We start from the raw sequence: 13,966 nt of genomic DNA, 5'->3' as shown, positions 1-13,966 counted from the left end.
GGTCGAGCCGCGGCCCCGAGAAGGATGGCATCCACCGCAGCCGTCCCGCCCGCCGGGCGCGGGCGTGCAACCGGCCCCCGGACGCAGTTGCCCGCCCGTCGGCCCGCTTCCCGATTCCGTCTCGACAAAAATTCCTACTCGGAGGTATGTTACTTCTCGTCAGCATCCGCCGTACCTCTCACTCAGAGGAGCCGTTCCGTGAGCGTCGACGCCCTGCTCGCGCGCCCCGTCGTGGGGCCCGCGAGGCCCGACACCTCGCCTTCGGACTGGCAGTGCCCCACCCTGTCCCCGGTGCGGCTGGTCCCGATCGCCTCGCTGCTCCCGCCCGTCAACTCCCCGCGCGTGGACGGCGAGAGCGCGGCACACGCCCAGCTCCTGGCCGACAGCGGCGGGGTGCTGCCGCCGATCACCGTCCACCGCGCCACGCTGCGCGTCATCGACGGCATGCACCGCCTGCGGGCGGCGCTCCTGCGCGGTGAGCACGAGGTGCCGGTGCGGTTCTTCGAGGGCACCGAACAGGACGCCTTCGTGCTCGGCGTCGAGGCGAACACCACGCACGGCCGTCCGCTCTCGGCCGCCGACCGCGCCGCCGCCGCGGCGCGCATCCTCCTCTCCCACCCGCAGTGGTCGGACCGCGCCGTCGCCGCGGTCGCCGGGCTCTCCGCCAAGTCCGTGCGGGGCATCCGGCAGTCCGCCGCCGAGCAACTCCCGCCGCTGACCGCCCGGATCGGCCGCGACGGCCGGCTGCGCCCGGTGGACGCCGCCTGCGGACGCGTCAAGGCCGGCGAACTGATCGCCGAGAATCCGACGGCCTCCCTGCGCGACATCGCGAAGGCGGCCGGCATCTCCCCGGGAACCGTGCGCGACGTGCGCGAGCGACTGAGCCGCGGCGAGAGCCCCGTCCCCCCGCGCCAGCGCACCCCGCCCGCGACCCCCGGTGCCACGCCCGCCGAGTCCGCCGGGCCCGCCGCGCCGGGGGAGGGCGCGGCACCGCGCCGCACCCCCGCCCGCACGGTGCCCGCGCCGCGCCGCGCACCCGTCGCACCCGTGGACCCGTCCCAGCTGCTGGACGCGCTCGGCCGGGACCCCTCGCTGCGCTACACCGAGAGCGGCCGCTACCTGCTGCGCCTGCTGGCCGCGCACCTGGTTCCCGCGCAGCGGCGCGACGAGCTGGCCCGCAGCATCCCGGGCCACTGCGCGGAGACCGTCTCCGCCGCCGCCCGCCAGTGCGCGGCCGCCTGGGAGTCCTTCGCCGACGCCCTGGAGCGCCTGCCCGAAGGCGAAGACGTCGCGCGATGAGACCCGCACGCCTCACGAGACCCGCACGCCCCACCCACCCGACGGCCACCGGCGCGTGGCTGTGCGACCGGGCCCGGTCCGCAGTCGCACAGCCGAACCGGAGCCGGACCCGCCGACCGCGGTGGCTGCGCCGGACCTGCCGGCCGTGCCGCACCCTAGGGCCGGCATGAACGGCGCCGCCGCACCCGAACCCGCCGTCCCCCGCACGTCGTCGAGCCCATCCCCGAACGCCGCCGGCGCCGGCACCCCCGGTGGCCTGAGGCTCTTCGGCTTCCACCACGCCGGCGGCAGCACCTCCGCCTTCGCCGGTTGGCAGCGGGCCCTGGCCGGACAGGTCGAAGTCATCCCCGTTCGCCTGCCCGGACGTGACCGGACGGCCGTCGCGCCCGACTACCGCGACATCACCTCCCTGGCGGCCGCCCTGCACGAGTCGCTGGGCCCCCAACTCGACGAGCCCCACGTCTTCTACGGCCACAGCATGGGCGCCCTGGTCGCCTATCACCTCACCCGGCTGCGGGTGGCGGGCGGCCACCGCCCGCCCCGGCGCCTGATGGTCGGCGCCTTCCGCGCACCGCACCTGCCGCAGGTCCTGGACCGGGTGCGCGAGCTGGGGGACGAGGAGCTCGCACGCTGGCTGCTGACCCTGTCCGACCTGCCCGACGACCTGCTCAGCGGAAGCCGGCGCACCCACCACGTCGCTCTGCTCCGACGCGACTTGGGACTCTGCGCCAGCCACCGGCCCGAGCAGCCGCCGCAGCCCCTGCCGTGCCCGATCGACGCGATCGTCGGAGCACGCGACCCGCTGGTGGCGGTGGCCGACGCGGCGGCGTGGAGCGTCCACACCGACCGTGGTGGCTCGCTCAACGTCCTGCCGGGCGGCCACTTCTTCAACCGCGAGGCCAAGGAACGGCTCTTCGCCTCGCTCACCCCCCTGCTGCGCCTGGCTGGCGCCGAATGACCCGCCCAGCGACATCGCCCACTTAATCCACTGAATGCACAGAATTCGGCTGAGCGCTCCGCCGGACACTGATGTCCGTCAAGGTCGAAACGGCGCGAGGCGAGAGACTCTCGCGCACCCGTTTCCCGGGGCAGGGGGCATCAGCGGCTTCGGGGAACGCCCGCTGGAGCGGCCGCGTCGCTCCTGGTTTGCTGCACCAACAGCTCACCAGTGCAACCAAGTTGCCCGTCCCCGCCGTCGCCGTGTGCAAAACCGCGAACCGGTCGAGGAATTGTCGCCCGGATACCGGAATCGGTAATGTCCCGGATATGAGATTGGAAGCTCTGATGGAAAGCGCGGACAGGGAGAAATCCCCCGGCAGTACGCGAGAGGCCGCCGCCCCGGTGCAGTTGCTGACCCCGGACGGACGTCGGGTGGAACACCCGGAATACAGCATCGATGTTTCCCCCGAGGAATTGCGCGGGCTCTACCGGGACATGGTCCTGGCCCGCCGCGTGGACGCCGAGGGCGTGACCCTGCAGCGCCAGGGTGAGCTGGCCCTGTGGCCCTCGCTGCTCGGTCAGGAGGCCGCTCAGGTCGGTTCCGCCCGTGCGGTCCTGGACGGCGACCATGTCTTCCCCAGCTACCGCGACCACGGTGTGGCGCTGTGCCGGGGCGTCGACCCGCTGGCCCTGCTCGCCATGTTCCGCGGCGTCAGCAACGGCGGGTGGGACCCCGAGGACCACGGCTTCCACCTCTACACCCTCGTCATCGGCTCCCAGACGCTGCACGCCACCGGCTACGCGATGGGCATGGCCAAGGACGGCGCGCACGGCGCAGCGGTCGTCTACTTCGGCGACGGCGCGACCAGCCAGGGCGACGTCAGCGAGGCGTTCAACTTCGCCGCCGTCTACGACGCGCCCGTGGTGTTCTTCTGCCAGAACAACCAGTGGGCCATCTCCGAGCCCACCGAGAAGCAGAGCCGGGTCCCGCTCTACCGCCGCGCCGACGGCTTCGGCCTGCCCGGCGTGCGGGTGGACGGCAACGACGTGCTCGCCTGCCTCGCCGTCACCCGGGCCGCGATGCAGCGCGCCCGCTGTGGGCAGGGACCCACCCTGGTGGAGGCGTTCACCTACCGGATGGGCGCCCACACCACCTCCGACGACCCGACCCGCTACCGCGACAGCGCCGAGGTGGCGCACTGGGCGGCCAAGGACCCCATCGCCCGCCTGCGCACCCACCTGCTCGACACCGCACACGCCGACCAGGCCTTCCTCGACGAGGTCGACCACACCGCCGACCAGGCCGGGCAGCGCCTGCGCGCACTGGTCCGCTCGATGCCGGCCCCCGACCCGCACGCGATCTTCGACCACGTCTACGCGGACGGCCACTCCCTGGTGGACGAGGAACGTGCCCAATTCGCCCGCTACGAAGCCTCCTTCGCCGAGACGGGTGGGAACTGACATGACACTCCTGACCACCGCACCCGCAGACCTCGCCCCGGCCCTGGTGCCACCGCCCGCCACCCGCACCCTCACGCTGGGCAAGGCCGTCAACACGGCATTGCGCGACGCCATGGCCGCCGACCCCAAGGTCCTGGTCATGGGGGAGGACGTCGGCCGCCTCGGCGGCGTCTTCCGGATCACCGACGGCCTGTACGAGGAGTTCGGCCCCGAGCGTGTGATGGACACCCCGCTGGCGGAGTCCGGCATCGTCGGCACCGCGATCGGCCTGGCCCTGCGCGGCTACCGGCCCGTCGTGGAGATCCAGTTCGACGGCTTCGTCTTCCCCGGCTACGACCAGATCGTCACCCAACTCGCCAAGATGCACGCCCGCTCGCTGGGCAAGGTCAGGGTCCCGGTGGTCATCCGGATCCCCTACGGCGGTGGCATCGGCGCCGTCGAACACCACAGCGAGTCACCGGAGGCGCTCTTCGCCCACGTGGCCGGCCTCAAGGTCGTCTCGCCCTCCGACGCCCAGGACGCCTACTGGATGCTGCGCCAGGCCATCGAGGGCGACGACCCGGTCATCTACTTCGAACCCAAGCGCCGCTACTACGAGCAGGGCGACCTCGACACCACCCGTCCCACCCGTCCCCTGCACGGCGCCCGCGTGCTGCGCCAGGGCACCGACGCCACGCTCCTGGGCTACGGACCGACCGTCAAGACCTGCCTGGCCGCGGCCCGGGTCGCCGAGGAGGAGGACGGCCGAAGCCTGGAGGTGATCGACCTGCGGTCCGTCTCACCCCTGGACTTCGCGTCGGTGGCGGCCTCGGTGCGCCGCACCCGGCGGCTGGTGGTGGTGCACGAGGCCCCGGTGTTCTTCGGAGCCGGCGCCGAGATCGCTGCTCGCGTCACGGAGCACTGCTTCCACCACCTGGAGGCGCCGGTGCTGCGCGTGGGCGGCTACCACGCCCCCTACCCGCCCTCGCGTCTGGAGGAGGACTACCTCCCGGGCCTGGACCGGGTGCTCCATGCCGTCGACCATGTCATGTCGTTCTGAGGCGGAAATACCGTGACCGTACAGCGCTATCGCGATTTCAAGATGCCCGACGTGGGCGAGGGGCTCACCGACGCGGAGATCATCACCTGGCTGGTCGCCCCCGGCGACCGCGTCCACGACGGGATGGTCGTGTGCGAGGTGGAGTCGGCCAAGGCAGCCGTCGAACTGCCCATCCCCTTCGACGGCGTGGTGCACGCCCTGCACTTCCCCGCCGGCGCGTCGGTCGACGTGGGCCGGCCCATCATCTCCATCGACACCGCGCCCGACTCCGCACCCGACTCCGACTCCGGCGTCGCGCCCGACGCCGACGCCGATTCCGGTGCCGCTCCGGCCGCGGTGCCCGCCGCCCGCCGGCCCGTGCTCGTCGGCTACGGGAGTGCCGACGAGCCCTCCCGGCGCCGCCACCGCAAGCAGCACCCGGCCCCCGACGCCCCCGCGCCGGCCGCGCCGTCCGCGCTCCCGGCCCACCCCCTCCCGCAGGACCACCCGTTGGCCAAGCCGCCGGTGCGCAAGCTGGCCAAGGACCTCGGCGTCGACCTCGCGTCCGTCCTGCCCACCGGCCCGGACGGCGTCATCACCCGCCAGGACGTCCACGCCGTAGCGGCTCCCGCCCCCGCCCCCGCTCCCGCCCCGGCTCCCGTGACAGCCCCCGCTCCCGTGACAGCCCCCGCTCCCGTGACAGCCCCCGCTCCCGTGACCGCCTCGGCCTCCGGCCGGGAGACCCGCCTGCCGGTCAAGGGCGTGCGCCGGGCCACCGCCCAGGCCATGGTCGCCAGCGCCTTCTCCGCGCCGCACGTCACCGAGTTCACGACCGTCGACGTGACCCGCACGATGAACCTGGCCGCCCGCCTCAAGCAGGACCCGGAGCTGGCGGGCGTACGGGTCAACCCGCTCCTGCTCGTCGCACGGGCCCTGCTGGTGGCGATCAGGCGCAACCCGGACGTCAACGCGGCCTGGGACGAGGCGAACCAGGAGATCGTGCTCAAGCACTACGTGAACCTGGGGATCGCCGCCGCCACCCCCCGCGGCCTGATCGTGCCGACGATCCGGGACGCGCACACCCTGACCCTGCGCCAACTCGCCGACGCGATGGCCGAACTGGTCACGTCCGCCCGCGCGGGCGTCACCGCGCCGGCGGCGATGTCGGACGGCACCGTCACCATCACCAACATCGGCGTCTTCGGCATCGACAGCGGCACCCCGATCCTCAACCCGGGACAGGCCGCCATCCTCGCGGTCGGCGCGATCAAGCCGCGGCCCTGGGTCCACAAGGGCGAGGTCAAGCCCCGCCAGGTGATGACCCTGGCGCTCTCCTTCGACCACCGCCTGGTCGACGGCGAGCTCGGCTCCAAGGTCCTGGCGGATGTCGCCGCGCTCCTGGAGCACCCCAAGCGCTTCCTCACCTGGACCTGACACCCCCCGCTAAACCCCCCGCTAAACCCCCCGCTACACCCCCCCGCAGAGCGAGGCCGCCGACGGCGCCGGTCCGCGACGAGGACCAGGCCGCCGAACCCCTACGGACACTTCGGGATGGACGATGCAGAGCGTTGTGACCCAGGCACCCACGGCCGCCGTGACCCCTGCGGCCCCCGCCGCCGACCGTGAGCCGCCCCCACCGGCCCACGCCGCCCAGCACGGCAGCACGCAGCACGGCGTCGCCCAGCACGGCAGCACGGCGGTGGAGTACCTGACGGGTGCCCAGTGCCTGATCCGTTCCCTGGAGGAGGTCGGCGCCGAGACGGTGTTCGGCATCCCGGGCGGAGCGATCCTGCCGGCCTACGACCCGCTGATGGACTCCACCCGGCTGCGCCACGTCCTGGTCCGGCACGAGCAGGGCGCCGGCCACGCGGCCACCGGCTACGCGCAGGCCACCGGCAGGGTCGGCGTCTGCATGGCGACCTCGGGCCCGGGCGCGACGAACCTGGTCACCCCGATCGCCGACGCCTACATGGACTCCGTCCCGATCGTGGCGATCACCGGCCAGGTGGCCTCCGGGGCGATCGGCACCGACGCCTTCCAGGAGGCGGACATCTGCGGCATCACGATGTCGATCACCAAGCACAACTTCCTGGTCACCCGGGCCGAGGACATCGCGCGTACCGTCGCCGAGGCCTTCCACCTCGCCGCCACCGGCCGCCCGGGCCCGGTGCTGGTGGACATCGCCAAGGACGCGCTGCAGGCGCGCACCACCTTCAGCTGGCCGCCCCGCCTGGACCTCCCGGGCTACCGCCCCGCGCCCCGGCCAGCCGCCCGCCAGATCCGCGCAGCCGTCCAACTGATCACCCGCGCCCGGCGCCCGGTGCTGTACGTCGGCGGCGGCGTGCCCAAGTCCGGTGCCAGCGCCGAGTTGCGGGCCCTGGCGGAGCTGACCGGCATCCCGGTGACCACCACCCTGATGGCGCTGGGCGCGTTCCCGACCAGCCACCCCCAGTACCTGGGCATGCCCGGCATGCATGGCAGCGTCCCGGCGGTCACCGCGCTGCAGCAGGCCGACCTGCTGATCGCCGTCGGGACCCGCTTCGACGACCGGGTCACCGGCCGGCTCGACGGCTTCGCCCCGCACGCCAAGGTCATCCACGCCGACATCGACCCGGCCGAGATCGGCAAGCGGCGCCACGCCGACGTCCCTCTGCCGGGCGACGCCCGCGAGACGCTCGTCGAGCTGCTGCGCGCGGTGCAGGCCGAGCACGACGCCGGCCGCACCGGTGACCACAGCGCCTGGAGCGCGCAGCTTCAACGCTGGCGCCGGACCTACCCGCCGGGCTACGAGCCCGCGCCCGATGGCGAGTTGGCGCCCCAGCAGGTCATCCGGCGGATCGGCGAGCTGGTCGGCCCGGACGCCGTCTACGCGGCGGGCGTGGGCCAGCACCAGATGTGGGCCGCGCAGTTCCTCCCCTTCGAGAAGCCGGCCAGGTGGCTCAACTCCGGTGGCGCGGGCACCATGGGCTACGCGGTGCCGGCCGCGATGGGCGCCAAGGCGGGCCGTCCGGACCTCGCGGTCTGGGCGATCGACGGTGACGGCTGCTTCCAGATGACCAATCAGGAACTGGTCACCTGCGCGCTGAACGACATCCCGATCAAGGTCGCCGTCATCAACAACGGCTCGCTGGGCATGGTCCGCCAGTGGCAGAGCCTGTTCTACAACCAGCGCTACTCCAACACCGTGCTGCACGCCGGTCCGGAGCACGACGGCATCGCCAAGCCCGTGCAGGGCACCCGGATCCCGGACTTCGTCCAACTGGCCCGGGCCATGGGCTGCCACGCGATCCGCTGCGAGCGCCCCGAGGACCTGGACGACGCCATCCGCGAGGCCAACGCCGTCAACGACCGCCCGGTCGTCGTCGACTTCATCGTCCACCAGGACGCCCAGGTGTGGCCGATGGTCGCCGCCGGCACCTCCAACGACGACCTCATGACCGCCCGCGGCGTGCGGCCCGTCTTCGACGACACCGACGACCACTGAGAGCGGAGCGAACCCGCCCATGCCCCAACACACCCTCGCCGTCCTGGCGCTCGACAAGCCCGACGTCCTCACCCGCACCACCGCCCTGCTGGCCCGTCGCGGCTTCGCCGTCGAGTCGGTGGCCCACGCCACCACCCAGGACCCGGGCGTTGCCCGCCTGACGATCGTCCTCGACGGTGACGACCGCCAACTGGACCAGGCCGTGCGCCAGCTGCACAGACTCGTCGACGTCCTGGAAGTCGTCCCGCTGCCGTCCGCCACCGCCATCCGGCGCGAACTGCTGCTGGTCAAGGTCCGGGCGGACGACCGGACACGCGCCCAGATCGCCGAGATCACCCGCCTGTTCCGCGCCAGGACCGTGGACGTCTCCCCGGACGCCGTGACCGTCGAGGCGACCGGCACCGGCGACAAGCTGGCCGCGCTGTTGGCGATGCTGGCGCCCTACGGCATCAGCGAACAGGTCCGCTCCGGCGCCATCGCGATCACCCGCGGCGCGGGCACCATCACCGACCGCCCGCTGCGCACCGCCGCCCCCGCGCCCCTGCGCGCGACCGCCTGACCGGCGGCCCCCGACCTTACTGACCCGCTCAACTCCCGTTCCCCAGAAGCACCCTGACCCAAGAGGAGAAGTCCCACCGTGGCCGAGCTGTTCTACGAAGACGACGCCGATCTGTCCATCATCCAGGGCCGCAAGGTCGCGGTCATCGGCTACGGCAGCCAGGGCCACGCCCACGCGCTGTCGCTGCGGGACTCGGGCGTGGACGTCCGGGTCGGCCTCAAGGAGGGCTCCAAGTCCCGTGCGGCGGCCGAGGAGGCCGGGCTGCGCGTGGTGACCGCCGCCGAGGCGGCGGCCGAGGCCGACGTCATCATGATCCTGGTTCCGGACCCCATCCAGGCGGACGTCTATGAGGCCGACATCAAGCCGCACCTGAAGGCGGGCGACGCGCTCTTCTTCGGCCACGGCCTGAACATCCGCTTCGGTTTCATCAGGCCGCCGGCCGACGTCGACGTCTGCATGGTCGCCCCGAAGGGCCCCGGCCACCTGGTGCGCCGCCAGTACGAGGAGGGCCGCGGCGTGCCGTGCATCGTGGCCGTCGAGCAGGACGCCACCGGCAAGGCCTTGGCGCTGGCGCTGTCGTACGCCAAGGGCATCGGCGGCACCAAGGCGGGCGTCATCAAGACGACGTTCACCGAGGAGACCGAGACCGACCTGTTCGGTGAGCAGGCCGTGCTGTGCGGCGGTACCGCGGCGCTGGTGAAGGCCGGGTTCGAGACCCTGGTCGAGGCCGGTTACCAGCCGGAGATCGCCTACTTCGAGTGCATGCACGAGCTGAAGCTGATCGTCGACCTGATGTACGAGGGCGGCCTGGAGAAGATGCGCTGGTCGGTCTCCGAGACCGCCGAGTGGGGCGACTACGTCACCGGCCCGCGCATCATCACCGCCGACACCAAGGCCGAGATGAAGAAGGTCCTCGCCGAGATCCAGGACGGCACCTTCGCCAACACCTGGATCGCCGAGTACAAGGCCGGCCTGCCCAAGTACAACGCCTACAAGACCGCGGACTCCGAGCACCTGCTGGAGACCACCGGCAAGGAGCTGCGCAAGCTCATGAGCTGGGTCAAGGACGCCTGAAGCGTCGCGCCCGGCCCCGCCCTGCCCAGTCCTGCCGCTTGGCGCCGCGCCGCCCAACCCCGAACGAGACACCGAGGAAGACAGACATGACGAGCCTCTCGGAAGCCCCCACCGCCACCGCCCGCCGTACCACCGTCGACGACTACCTGGGCCCAGGAGAGCGGCGCTTCTTCGGCCAGGGCTACAAACGAGCCGACCAGCAGCTGCGCGACATCACCCTGCACCAGGACGCGGACGGCACCGGACACGCCGTTGCCCGCGCCCGCGTCAGTTACCCCAGCGACTGGTCCCGTAAAGGGGACAAGGACCAGTCGCCCCACCTCTCCAGCATCGACGTCCTGCTGATCGCCGGCGAGACGGCGGAGACCTACCTGACCCACGCCCTGCGCCTGGACCCGGCCGAGCGCAGCACCATGCGCCTGCGCAGAGTCGTCATCAAGGCCGGCAGCAGCCCCGTCGAGGAGGACCTCGCCGACTTCGCCGTCTCCGCCACCATCACCACCACCCCCCAGGATCCTGCCCACGGCCCCGACACCGCTCCCGGCACCGGCCGCCGGGTCTCCCACGTCGACTGCCGGGTCGGAGCCCTGCGCGTGCGCTGCGAGATCGAGCACCCCGCCGGCACCCCGCACTCCGAGCCCGGCAGCTACCCCACCCCCCACGACCTGCTCGGCCCCCCGCGCCTGCGCCCCTTCGCGCATGCCCACAAGGAGAAGTCGCAGCTCGTCGACCACGTGCGCGTCGACGTCCCCGGCCGCCGCGCCGAGGCCCTGGTCGCGGTCGTGCGCGAGGACGGCGAGGGCCCGCAGCCCTCCCCGGTGGGCCTGGAGAGCCACAGTCACCGCGCGACCTCGGTCGTGGACGCGTTCGTCGCGGCCATCCAGCTCGGTCAGATCCTCCTCTACGAGCTCGACTCGGTGCGCCGCAGCGACAGCAACACCTTGTGGATGCGCCAGACGGTCCTGGAGATCGACGGCTCCCGGCCGGCCCCGGCCGTTCCGAGCCCGGTCGCCACCCGGTTGGAGGAACTGCGGCTGCTGACGACCCGTGAGGGAGACGTCTGGCGCTCGGCGGACATCGCCGCGGACTTCGAGCAGGTGCGGATCAGGTGCTCGGTGGCACACCGCCTGCCCGCCACCGCCGCCCTCACCGCTTCCACCGTCGGGGGCCGGCATGAGCCGCGCGGCCGTCCTGGCCGGCGTCGGGGCCATGGTGCCGCCGCGCGCGGTCGACAACGACGAGCTCTCCCAGCTGATGGACACCAACGACCAGTGGATCCGCAGCCGGACCGGCATCGGACGCCGGCACTGGGCAGACCCGGGCACCGCCACCGGCGACCTGGCCGCCGTGGCGGGGGAGCGGGCGCTCGCGTCGGCCGGCAGCCGCTCGGTGGACATGCTGATCCTGGCGACCAGCACCCCCAACCAGCTGATGCCGGCCACCGCCCCGGAGGTCGCCGACCGGCTGGGGCTGGGCAGCGTCGCCGCGTTCGACATCTCGGTCGCCTGCGCGGGCTTCGTCTACGGGCTGGCCACGGCCGCCGGGGCCATCGCCTCGGGGATCGCGGACCGGGTCCTGGTGATCGGCGCGGACATCTGGTCCACCCGCCTCAACCCGCAGGACCGCACCACCGCCATCATCTTCGGCGACGGCGCCGGGGCGGCGCTCCTGCGCGCCGGACAGCCGGACGAGCCCGGCGCGCTGGCCGGCTTCGACCTCGGCAGCGACGGCTCGCTGAAGGACCTGGCCATGGTGCCCGGCGGCGGCTCCCGCGAGCGCTCGGCCACCGAGCCGGTGCCCGAGACGGACCAGTACCTCTACATGCGGGGCAAGGAGATCTTCACCCACGCGGTCAACCGGATGGGCTCCTCCTCGGCCCGGCTGCTGGAGCGGATCGCCTGGGACGCCGACAGCGTCGACTGGTTCGCCGGCCACCAGGCCAACGCCCGCATCCTGCACACCGTCGCCGACGTCCTGGACGTGCCGCGCGACAAGGTCCTGATCCACCTGGACCGGGTCGGCAACACCTCCGCCGCCTCCATCCCGCTGGCCCTGGCCGACGCCGCGTCGGCCGGGCGGATCGCCCCCGGCGACCGGGTCCTGATGACCGCCTTCGGCGGCGGCCTCAGCTGGGGCTCCGCCGCCCTCACCTGGCCCCGGATCCAGGTCCCCGGCGTCCTCTCCTCCTGAACTCCCCCCCCACTCACCCCTGACCTACGTCGAAAGGCACCCCATGACCACCACCGCCACCACCACGTCCACCGCCACCCTCGCCCAGCAGATCCTGGACATCATGGCCGCCAAGCTCTCCCTCGAGGGCGAGATCACCGCCTCCACCGCCTTCGCCGACCTCGACCTCGACTCCCTGGTCATGCTCGAACTGTCCGTCCTGCTCGAACAGAAGCTCGGCGCCCGCCTCACCGACGAGCAGCTCATCGAGGCCGGCAGCGTCAACGCCATCGCCGCCCTCCTGCACGACCACCCCCGCTCCGCCACCGCGTGACCCCCCATCCCCGGCCCGCCCAGCGGGCCGGGGATGGGCCCCGCCACTTCGTCACGGCCATGAGGTCAGAGCGGTATCAGTGGCCGGTCAGGGCGATGATGGATAGTCATGGGTGTCGGAAGGGCCGCGGAGTTCGGGGCCGATCCGATGAAGTACCGCCTCGGTAGGCGGTGCTGGGAGAGGTGCCCGGAGTGGTTGATCGGGGGCCGGGGCTCTGGTTCCGGTCGGGTTCACGCCCACGCAGGTTCGAATCCTGCCTTCTCCGCCTGCGCGAGCGAGCAGTGGCCGACGAGCGTTATCCGCAGGGGAATTGACAGCGAGAAGTCATTCGGAAAAGTGTTATACCGAGCCCGTCGGAAGGGCCAGTCCCTGGCGGTGAGTCAATTTCCCTCCACCGGCCGCCCATTGGAACAGGCCGTGTGCTGCGCCGCGCACCTTGTGCGGTTTCCCTGAATAGGCGGTCGCTGAGGTGGCTGTCGGTTTTGTCTGGCTGTTACCGGAGCGTCCCATTCATCGCTCTGACCGATCACTGTGCCCTGTTCCAGATGTTGGACAGAACGACGACGGCTGCGCCACGCTGGAGCCGCCCACCCGCGCCCAGCGGCCCAGCTGCCGCCGGTGCCTTTCGTGATCGGATGACCTGCGATGATCGCCGCCCTGCGCGATTCCCTGCGTGATGCCTGGACCACTCTCGCCTCCCGTTCACAGGATCGTCACGGTCCGCTCCCACGGCTGCTGTTGGGCCTGACCGTGGTCACCGGCCTCGTCGACGCCGTCAGCTACCTCGCCCTGGGCCACGTCTTCGTCGCCAATATGACCGGCAACGTGGTCTTCCTGGCATTCGCCCTCGCCGGCGCCCCCGGCTTCTCGCTGGCCGCCTCCCTGACGGCGCTGGCCGCGTTCGCGGCCGGCGCGCTGCTCGGCGGTCTCCTCGTACGCCGCACCGGTGTTCACCGCGGCCGGGTGCTGCTGACCGCGCTCGCCCTGGAGACGGGCCTGGCCGCTGCCGCCCTGGCCACCGCCGCGCCCGGCGGCGCCCACTCCTACCCGGCCGCCCAACGCTACCCGCTGATCGTGCTGTTGGGCCTGGCGATGGGTCTGCAGAACGCCGTTGCCCGCGCCTTGGCCGTCCCGGACCTGACCACCACCGTCCTGACCCTCACCATCACCGGGATCGCCGCCGACACCACGCTGACCGGTGGCCCCGGCAGTCGCGCCGGACGCCGTCTGCTCGCGGCCGCCGCCATGTTCCTCGGCGCGCTGGCCGGCGCCGCCGCGCTGCGCCATGGCTCCCCGCTCCTGCCGCTGGCGGCCGTCACCGCCCTGTTGGCCGTCCTGACCGCCGCCGCCTTCGCCCCCTCCCGCGCCACCGACTCCTGGATCGCCCCACTCTGAGCGGTCCGACGACGGTGGGCACGACCAGCGGCCGTCGGCCTCGAAACCGTGTCAAATCGCCCAACTGGGAGCGATCTGGACATGATTCGGTGCGGATCGACCGGTGGCACGACATCACCTTCCCGAACCGCCCGCCGAAGGTGAACGTCATCCAAATCCTGTGACGCACTGAAAGCCGGCATTCCGGAACGGCCATTCCCCAGATGGTCCGTTCCGGAATGCCGGCTTTTCATG

The 13,966-nt window shown here is 72.5% G+C and carries 11 protein-coding genes, 1 tRNA gene and 1 pseudogene; all 13 read left to right on the top strand.

Annotated features, from left to right (window positions below; genetic code table 11):
- Window positions 1–198 precede the first annotated feature (198 nt).
- The 13 genes and pseudogenes from BS80_RS01545 to BS80_RS01485 all read left to right on the top strand — a co-directional run bounded on the left by BS80_RS01545 (window position 199) and on the right by BS80_RS01485 (window position 13,732).
- Window positions 199–1,299 (top strand): ParB/RepB/Spo0J family partition protein, encoded by a 1,101-nt coding sequence (locus tag BS80_RS01545; protein ID WP_051965632.1) that lies wholly within the window; start codon window positions 199–201, stop codon window positions 1,297–1,299.
- 166 nt (window positions 1,300–1,465) lie between these two features.
- Complete coding sequence (locus tag BS80_RS01540) at window positions 1,466–2,257, top strand: thioesterase II family protein (RefSeq protein WP_051965630.1); 792 nt, start codon at window positions 1,466–1,468, stop codon at window positions 2,255–2,257.
- Window positions 2,258–2,583: 326 nt separating this feature from the next.
- Window positions 2,584–3,699, top strand: a complete 1,116-nt coding sequence (pdhA, locus tag BS80_RS01535; protein ID WP_051965628.1) for a pyruvate dehydrogenase (acetyl-transferring) E1 component subunit alpha — start codon at window positions 2,584–2,586, stop codon at window positions 3,697–3,699.
- Between the two features lies 1 nt (window position 3,700).
- A complete protein-coding gene (locus BS80_RS01530; protein ID WP_083974066.1) occupies window positions 3,701–4,738 on the top strand; it encodes an alpha-ketoacid dehydrogenase subunit beta in 1,038 nt (345 codons plus the stop codon).
- Between the two features lie 42 nt (window positions 4,739–4,780).
- Window positions 4,781–6,151, top strand: coding sequence for a dihydrolipoamide acetyltransferase family protein (locus tag BS80_RS01525; protein ID WP_051965911.1), 1,371 nt, complete (start codon window positions 4,781–4,783; stop codon window positions 6,149–6,151).
- Between the two features lie 160 nt (window positions 6,152–6,311).
- Complete coding sequence (locus tag BS80_RS01520) at window positions 6,312–8,201, top strand: acetolactate synthase large subunit (RefSeq protein WP_408607338.1); 1,890 nt, start codon at window positions 6,312–6,314, stop codon at window positions 8,199–8,201.
- Window positions 8,202–8,220: 19 nt separating this feature from the next.
- A complete protein-coding gene (ilvN, locus tag BS80_RS01515; protein WP_035791747.1) occupies window positions 8,221–8,760 on the top strand; it encodes an acetolactate synthase small subunit in 540 nt (179 codons plus the stop codon).
- Between the two features lie 78 nt (window positions 8,761–8,838).
- Window positions 8,839–9,834: a ketol-acid reductoisomerase gene (gene ilvC, locus BS80_RS01510; RefSeq protein WP_035791745.1), complete on the top strand. Its 996-nt coding sequence runs from the start codon at window positions 8,839–8,841 to the stop codon at window positions 9,832–9,834.
- An 86-nt stretch (window positions 9,835–9,920) separates the two neighbouring features.
- Window positions 9,921–10,907: pseudogene (locus BS80_RS38890) on the top strand (AvrD family protein); the annotation flags it as partial.
- 100 nt (window positions 10,908–11,007) lie between these two features.
- Entirely contained in the window at window positions 11,008–12,024 is a 1,017-nt protein-coding gene (locus BS80_RS01495) for a beta-ketoacyl-ACP synthase III (RefSeq protein WP_035791737.1), read from the top strand.
- Between the two features lie 43 nt (window positions 12,025–12,067).
- Window positions 12,068–12,337 (top strand): acyl carrier protein, encoded by a 270-nt coding sequence (locus tag BS80_RS01490; RefSeq protein ID WP_035791735.1) that lies wholly within the window; start codon window positions 12,068–12,070, stop codon window positions 12,335–12,337.
- Window positions 12,338–12,513: 176 nt separating this feature from the next.
- A tRNA-Gln gene (locus BS80_RS40260) sits at window positions 12,514–12,602 on the top strand.
- Window positions 12,603–12,982: 380 nt separating this feature from the next.
- Window positions 12,983–13,732 carry a YoaK family protein gene (locus tag BS80_RS01485; RefSeq protein ID WP_035791733.1) on the top strand — a complete coding sequence of 250 codons (750 nt, stop codon included), beginning with the start codon at window positions 12,983–12,985 and terminating at the stop codon, window positions 13,730–13,732.
- Window positions 13,733–13,966: the final 234 nt, after the last annotated feature.

The organism is Kitasatospora mediocidica KCTC 9733, assembly GCF_000744225.1.
GTDB classification, from domain to species: Bacteria; Actinomycetota; Actinomycetes; order Streptomycetales; family Streptomycetaceae; genus Kitasatospora; species Kitasatospora mediocidica.
The sequence above is the reverse complement of the archived record's forward strand: the minus strand, read 5'-3'. Positions and strand labels throughout refer to the sequence as shown.

Bases quoted from the DNA above. Each gene is read 5' to 3' on its own strand.
- ilvN (WP_035791747.1), top strand. From the start codon at position 8,221: ATGCCCCAACACACCCTCGCCGTCCTGGCGCTCGACAAGCCCGACGTC.
- BS80_RS01530 (WP_083974066.1), top strand. From the start codon at position 3,701: ATGACACTCCTGACCACCGCACCCGCAGACCTCGCCCCGGCCCTGGTG.
- BS80_RS01525 (WP_051965911.1), top strand. From the start codon at position 4,781: ATGCCCGACGTGGGCGAGGGGCTCACCGACGCGGAGATCATCACCTGG.
- BS80_RS01540 (WP_051965630.1), top strand. From the start codon at position 1,466: ATGAACGGCGCCGCCGCACCCGAACCCGCCGTCCCCCGCACGTCGTCG.
- pdhA (WP_051965628.1), top strand. From the start codon at position 2,584: ATGGAAAGCGCGGACAGGGAGAAATCCCCCGGCAGTACGCGAGAGGCC.
- BS80_RS01495 (WP_035791737.1), top strand. From the start codon at position 11,008: ATGAGCCGCGCGGCCGTCCTGGCCGGCGTCGGGGCCATGGTGCCGCCG.
- BS80_RS01485 (WP_035791733.1), top strand. From the start codon at position 12,983: ATGATCGCCGCCCTGCGCGATTCCCTGCGTGATGCCTGGACCACTCTC.
- BS80_RS01490 (WP_035791735.1), top strand. From the start codon at position 12,068: ATGACCACCACCGCCACCACCACGTCCACCGCCACCCTCGCCCAGCAG.